Origin of the sequence: Micromonospora sp. NBS 11-29 (assembly GCF_002140155.1) — a bacterium.
GTDB lineage: Bacteria > Actinomycetota > Actinomycetes > Mycobacteriales > Micromonosporaceae > Micromonospora.
Map to the genome: position 1 here is coordinate 22,124 of NZ_NAPR01000024.1, position 6,085 is coordinate 28,208.

Annotated in this window: 1 protein-coding gene and 1 pseudogene; one reads left to right on the top strand and one right to left on the bottom strand. The window is 74.9% G+C overall.

Annotated features, from left to right (window positions below):
• A pseudogene (locus B1205_RS25465) lies at window positions 1–5,364 on the top strand (SDR family NAD(P)-dependent oxidoreductase); the annotation flags it as partial.
• Window positions 5,365–5,471: 107 nt separating this feature from the next.
• Here the strand turns inward: B1205_RS25465 and B1205_RS25470 are convergent.
• Window positions 5,472–5,894 carry a hypothetical protein gene (locus B1205_RS25470; RefSeq protein ID WP_140158143.1) on the bottom strand — a complete coding sequence of 141 codons (423 nt, stop codon included), beginning with the start codon at window positions 5,892–5,894 and terminating at the stop codon, window positions 5,472–5,474.
• Window positions 5,895–6,085: the final 191 nt, after the last annotated feature.

Genomic DNA, 6,085 nt, shown 5'->3' on the forward strand with positions numbered 1-6,085 from the left:
GTCACCGCCGAGCTGCAACAGACCAAGCAACGGCTGAAGGACACCGAGCAGGCCGGCCGGGAACCGATCGCGATCGTCGCCATGGCCTGTCGGTTCCCCGGCGACGTCGAGTCGCCGGAAGATTTGTGGCGGCTGCTGGACTCCGGCGGGGACGCGATCACCGACTTCCCCACCGACCGGGGCTGGGACCTGGATTCGCTGTACGACCCGGATCCCGACGCCGCCGGCCGCACCTACACCCGCCACGGCGGGTTCCTGCGCGGGGCGACCCGGTTCGACCCGGAGTTCTTCGGCATCTCGCCGCGCGAGGCGGTGGCGATGGACCCGCAGCAGCGGTTGCTCCTGGAGACCTCCTGGGAGGCGCTGGAACGGGCCGGGATCCGGCCGGCCGCGCTGCGTGGCGCCCGGGTCGGGGTGTTCGCCGGTGCGATGGCGCCGGACTACGGTCCCCGGCTGCACCAGGCCACCGGTGGCGCGGAGGCGCACCTGCTCACCGGCACCACGAACAGCGCCGCCTCGGGCCGCATCGCGTACACCTTCGGTTTCGAGGGGCCTGCGGTCACCGTCGACACGGCCTGCTCGTCCTCCCTGGTCGCGCTGCACCTGGCGGTGCAGTCGCTGCGTCGCGGCGAGTGCACGCTCGCGCTGGCCGGTGGCGCCACGGTGATGTCGTCGCCGGGCATGCTCGTCGCGTTCAGCCGCCAGCGTGGGTTGTCCCCGGACGGCCGGTGCAAGTCGTTCAGCGACGCGGCCGACGGCACCGGTTGGGCCGAGGGCGCCGGCATGCTGCTGGTGGAGCGGCTCTCGGACGCCCAGCGCCTCGGCCATCCGGTGCTCGCGGTGATCCGGGGCAGCGCGGTCAACCAGGACGGCGCGTCGAACGGGTTCACCGCGCCGAACGGGCCGTCGCAGCAGCGGGTGATCCGGCAGGCGCTGGAGGACGCCGGGCTCACTCCCGCGGACGTGGACGCGGTCGAGGCGCACGGCACGGGCACCAGCCTGGGCGACCCGATCGAGGCCCAGGCCATCATGGACACGTACGGGGTGGACCGCGACCGCCCGCTGTGGCTCGGCTCGCTCAAGTCCAACATCGGGCACACCCAGGCCGCAGCCGGCGTCGGCGGCGTGATCAAGACGGTGCTGGCCCTGCGGCACGGGGTCCTGCCGCAGACGCTGCACGTACGGACCCCGTCGTTGCATGTGGACTGGTCGGCCGGCCCGGTGAGCCTGCTGACCGACCGCCGGGAGTGGCCCGTGACGGACGGCGCCCCGCGTCGGGCGGCGGTGTCCTCCTTCGGGATCAGCGGCACCAACGCCCACCTCGTCCTGGAGCAGGCGCCGGAAGCCACGGTGCCCGAGCCGCCGGCACAGCGGTCGCTGCCGCTGGTGCCGCTGGCGCTGTCCGGTCGCACGCCCGAGGCGGTGGCCGGGCAGGCCGCACGGCTGCTGTCCGGCGGGGGCGCGTGGGACCCGCTGGACACCGCGTTCTCGCTCGCCACCACCCGGACGGCGTTCGAGCACCGGGCGGCGGTGGTGGCGGGGGACCGGGACGCGCTGGTGGCCGGCCTGAAGGCGATCGCCGACGGCGACACCGCGCCCGGCGTGGTGCGCGGGCTCGCCCGGCCGGGCCGGACCGCGTTCCTGTTCGCCGGTCAGGGCACCCAGCGGCCCGGCATGGGCCGGGAGTTGTACGCCGCGTTCCCGGTGTTCGCGGCCGCCCTCGACGAGGTGTGCGCCGGCTTCGACGGTCTGCTGGACCGCCCGTTGCGCGAGCAGTTGTTCGGGGGCACGGCGGCCGACGAGGCGGGGTCGCTGGACCGCACCGGATGGGCGCAGCCCGCGCTGTTCGCCGTCGAGGTGGCGCTGACGCGGCTGCTCACCTCCTGGGGGGTCCGGCCGGAGGTGCTGGCCGGGCACTCGATCGGCGAGCTGTCGGCGGCGTTCGTGGCGGGACTGTGGACACTGGAGGACGCCTGCCGCGTGGTGGCGGCCCGGGGCCGGCTGATGGAGCGGCTGCCCGAGGGCGGCGCGATGGTCTCCGTGCAGGCCACCGAGGCCGAGGTCGTCGAGGCCCTGGACGGCGACGGCGCCGGCATCGCCGCGGTCAACGGGCCGGCGTCGGTGGTCGTGTCGGGTGACGAGGACGCCGTGCTGCGGGTCGCCGAGCACTTCGCCGCCGCGGGCCGGCGCACCAAGCGGCTGCGGGTCAGCCACGCGTTCCACTCCGCCCGGATGGACCCGATGCTGGCGGCGTACCGCGAGGTCCTCGCCGACGTGGCGTTCCACGAGCCGGTCCTGCCGATCGTGTCGACGGTGACCGGCGAGCTGCTCACGGCCGACGTGGTGTGCACCCCCGAGTACTGGGTGCGCCAGGTCCGCGAGCCGGTACGGTTCGCGGACGCGGTGCGTCGCCTGCACGACGACGGGGTCACCCGGTTCGTCGGTGTCGACCCGGACGCCGGGGTGACCGCGATGGCCGAGGGCTGCTTCCCGGAGCAGGACGGCGCGCCGGTGATGGTGCCGGTGCTGCGCGCGGACCGCGCCGAGCCGGCCACCGCGCTGGCCGCCCTGGCCACCGCCTACGCCAACGGCATGGACGTGGACTGGCCCCAGGTGTTCGCGGGGACGGGCGCCCGGACGGTCGAGGTGCCGACCTACCCGTTCCGGCGGGACCGGTACTGGATGGACGTGCCGGCCGCGGCGGGCGATCTGAGAGCCGCCGGACTGACCGCCGGGGGGCATCCGCTGCTCGCCGCCGTCGTGGAACTGCCGGAGTCCGGCGTCACGGTGCTGACCGGTCGACTGTCGCCGGAGAGCACCCCCTGGCTCGCCGACCACGAGGTGCTGGGCCGGTTGATCGTGCCCGGCGCGGCCTTCGTGGAGTTGGTGCTGCGGGCCGGCCGTGAGGTCGGCTGCGAGCTGGTCGACGAGTTGACCGTGCACACCCCGCTGATGCTGGGGCAGCAGGACGGGGCCGCGGTGCGGGTCGTGGTCGAGCGCGCCGACGGGTCGGGGCGGCGCGCGGTGTCGGTCCACGCCCGCAGCGGGGACGGCGACTGGGCGCGGCACGCCGACGGCGTGCTGGCCGCCGGTGCCGCCCCGGCCGGGGAGTTCGAGGCCGCCGTGTGGCCGCCCGAGGGCGCGGAGGAGGTGCCGCTGGGTGACGTGTACGCCGACCTGCTCTCCCGGGGCTACGACTACGGCCCGGCGTTCCAGGGGCTGACCGCGCTGTGGCGCCACGGTGACGAGGTGTTCGCCGAGATCACCCCGGATCCCGCGGCGGTCGACCCGGACGGCTACGGGCTGCACCCGGCGTTGCTGGACGCGGCGCTGCATCCGGTCTGGTACGGGTCGTTCCTCGACGGCATGGACGGCGCCGTCCTGCCCTTCACCTGGTCGGGCGTCTCCCTGTCGGCGGTCGGCGCGTCCACGCTGCGGGTCCGGATGACGCCCGCGGGACCGGGTGCGGTGTCGATCCGGCTCGCCGACGTGACGGGCGCGCCGGTGGCCTCGATCGACGCCCTGGCCTTCCGGCCGGCGCCGGCAAGCGCCCTCGGTGCACCCGCGGAGGCGATGTTCCGGGTGGAATGGACGCCGGTGTCCGCCGGCCCGGAGTCGGCGGTGCGCTGGTCGCTGGCGGAGGGGACGGCGGACGTGCCGCCCGATCCGGGCGTGGTGTTCCTGCCCTGCCCGGCCGGCCCGGACGCCCGGCGGCTCACCGGCGCGGTGCTCGGCATCATGCAGGAGTGGCTGGCCGACGAGAAGTGCGCCTCCGGGACGCTGGTCCTGGTGACCCGGCAGGCGATCGCCGCCGGGTCGCGGGACACCGTCGACGGGCTCGACCAGGCGGGGGTGTGGGGGCTGGTGCGGTCGGCGCAGACCGAGCACCCGGGCCGGTTCGCCCTGCTGGACGTGGACACCGACGACGTGCCGTGGGACGCGCTCGCCCCGATGGTCGAGGTGGAGCCGCAGCTCGCGTTGCGGTCCGGCGGGACGCTGGCGCCCCGCCTGGTGCGGGCCGAGGCCGGCGACGGGTCGGTGCCGTCGGCGCCCTTCGGCACGGGCACGGTGCTCATCACCGGTGGGACCGGCACGCTCGGCGCCGTGGTGGCCCGGCACCTGGTCTCGACGCACGGCGTGCGACGCCTGCTTCTGGTCAGCCGCACGGGGGCCGCCTCCGAGCGGGGTACGGAGGTGGCGGCCGAACTGACCGCCCTCGGCGCCGAGGTGGTGCTCGCGGCCTGCGACACGGCCGACCGGGACGCGCTGTCGCGGCTGCTCGCCGCCGTACCGGCCGAGGCCCCGCTGACCGCCGTGGTGCACGCGGCCGGCCTCATCGACGACGGGGTGCTGACCGGGTTGACGCCGCAACGGCTCGACGCGGTGCTCGACCCCAAGATGGTCGCCGCGTGGCACCTGCACCAGTTGACCCGCGACCTAGACCTGTCGGCCTTCGTGCTGTTCTCCTCCATGTCCGGCCTGATCGGCCCCGCGGGCCAGGCGAACTACGCGGCGGGGAACGCCTACCTGGACGCCCTGGCCCAGCACCGCCGGGCCCAGGGGCTGCCGGCGGTGTCGCTGGCCTGGGGCATGTGGGCCGAGCGCAGCGCGATGACCGGGCACCTGACCGACGTGGACGTGGCCCGGCTGGCCCGTTCCGGCGTGATGCTGACCTCGACGGAGGAGGGCCTGGCCCTGCTGGACGTCGCTCTCGGGCTCGACGAACCGGTGCTGGTGCCGGTCGCGTTGGACCTGGCCTCGATCCGCGCCCAGGCGGAACTCCCGCCGATCATGCGTCGCCTGGCCGGCCGCCGGGCCACGCCGCGGGCGCCCCGGCAGGCGTTCGCCGGCACCGGCTCGGTCTCCGACCGGCTGGCCGCGATGCCGGAGGACGAGCGGCACGCCTTCCTGCTCGATCTGGTCTGCACGCAGATGGCCGAGGTGCTGGAGTACCCGGCCGGTCGGACGCTCGATCCGGAGCGCGCCTTCTCCGACCTCGGCGTCGACTCGGTGGCCGCGGTGGAACTCCGCAACCGGCTGAGTGCCGCGACGGGACTGCGGCTCGTGCAGACGCTGGTGTTCGACCACCCGACGGCGGCGGCCGTCGCCGACGAGCTGGTCCGTGAACTCGCGGCCCTCGGCTCCGCGCCGACCGGTAGCGTGCTCAGCGAGCTGGAGCGGGTCGAGTCCGCGCTGGCCCGCTCCACGCCGTCCGGCGAGGACGTGGACGAGATCGCCGAGCGTATCGAGAAGCTGCTGGTGCGGGTGCGCGCGTACCAGGACCCCGCGGACCGGCCGGTGGAGAAGATCGACGTGACCGGCGCGACCGACGAGGAGCTGTTCCAGTTCCTCGACGGCCACTGACCCACGTCGGCCCGTACGCCAGGAAGGGCCGGATGGTCTCGCGACCATCCGGCCCTTCCGGCCGTCCGACGCCTCCGTGCGGGGGGAACACGGGCGTCGTGCGACGCCTACCCGGCGCTGACCGGCGCCGGGAAGTAGCCGGCCTCGGTGAAGAACCCGGCGTACGTGCGGAACAGGTCCGCGTCGATCTCCGGGCAGGCGATGCCGGTGCCGGCCAGGGCGGCCTCCGTCGCGCTGACGTCCATCCGCATGTAGAGGGCCTCGCCGGCGGTCATGTAGCTCCGGAAGATGTCGATCACCGGGAAGAGGGCGTTGTCCCGGTCCGCGCGCACGGTGGCGACGAACTCGTCCCACGACACCTCGTCCAGCACATGGCCGGACTCCCGCAGCCGCTCGATCATCTCGGCGAAGCTGATCGCGACCGGGTTGAACAGGTGGAAGGTCCGGTTGTGGCCGGTGTGCGACAGCGCCACGACGGCCGCGCTGACGTAGTCCACCGGCACCATCGGGAACCACGCGTTCGCACCCACCGGCACCGTGCGCGCCTGGAGGCTGCCCTTCAGACTCAGCCAGACGAAGTCCCGGGTCTGGCAGGCNCGCGTTCCCGGGCCAGGCCGATGACCTTCTCGGCGACGTACTTGCTCTGCCGGTACCCGTTGGTCAGCAGCTCCGGCGGCCCGGTCGGGTCCTCCGGCGTCAGGCCGGCGCCGTCCGGACCCGG